1 protein-coding gene is annotated in these 1,148 nt (G+C 35.6%); it reads left to right on the forward strand.

Going from position 1 to position 1,148, the window contains the following annotated elements:
* Positions 1-68 precede the first annotated feature (68 nt).
* Positions 69-869 carry a pilus assembly protein N-terminal domain-containing protein gene (locus tag F7D73_RS15835; RefSeq protein WP_100766118.1) on the forward strand — a complete coding sequence of 267 codons (801 nt, stop codon included), beginning with the start codon at positions 69-71 and terminating at the stop codon, positions 867-869.
* The last annotated feature ends 279 nt before the right edge of the window (positions 870-1,148 follow it).

Below are 1,148 nucleotides of genomic sequence, written 5' to 3' on the forward strand. Positions count from 1 at the left end.
CATGCAAGTTTTTGATACGGTCTGCGTTTATTAGATATAAGTGTAACCCTTTAATATTGAAGAAATGTATGAAAATTAAAATGATTCTTATTGCATTAACCGCTTTGCTATCTTTGGCAAGCTGCGGTGATGATGACTCTGGTATTCAACTCACACAAGACGAAATCATTGGTGACATAAATACTGGTAAAAAGATTGTGATTACCTCTCTTACCACCTATACGGAAAGTAGCAGCAAAGTTAATGTAAATGGAGCTAAAGGCAAAATATCAGCAACATCTTCCGATGAAAGTATAGCCAAAGTCTCGTGCTCAACAAATGAAGCAGAGAAAGAAATCTATGTAAGTGGTGTTTCTGTAGGAAATACCACTATCACCATAACCGATTCCGATGGAAATACTGCTGTATTAAAGGTTGAAGTAAAAGATTGGACGGCTCTTTGGGAACTTAGTAGAACAATGTATGTGGTAGATAGAAAATGTTTTGTTGAAGGTGTTTCTTCTGAGGATTCTGCAACTATTGCAGCTGATGCCATAGAGAAAGACTCATACAATAAATATTATACAATACGTACTCGTGATTATATTCCTTTCGGCTCTTATGTAACCAAGAGACTAACCATTACAGATGATAAAGGAAATGTCCGCATGGATGGAATTCTTAAGATTCAGCCAAATGCCGATAACTCCGAAGTTTGGCATTTATTACCTATTGGTAATTATACGGAAGTCGTTTTGGCTACATTTTACTATGACCAAGAAAGTATAGTCAAAGATGTGACAGATTATTATAAAACGGCATATCCTAAGATTAAGAAAGTTGAACTACATGCCATTTATGCAGTAGAAGAATTAGAACCAGACAAGTAAAAGTATAATGTAAAATTACTTTTTGTTCATCCCGAGGAAAGGTTTACAAGGAAGCCTTTCTTTGGGATTTTTTCGTTTTATTTTATCCCGAAAGACTACATCAAGCACCTTGATTTCCAATCTTTTAACATTGTCGGTTCAAACTTCTCCATTCTGCGCAAGTTTGAGTTTTGTATTTTGATTTTCCGCCATTACCTTTGCAACTTTAATTTTATCAACTCACAAAGGTTAGATTATGAGCAAGACAAACGACAACAATCAGCCTGTAGGCGTGGCAAG

Origin of the sequence: Segatella copri, from assembly GCF_009494395.1 — a bacterium.
Lineage (GTDB): Bacteria > Bacteroidota > Bacteroidia > Bacteroidales > Bacteroidaceae > Prevotella.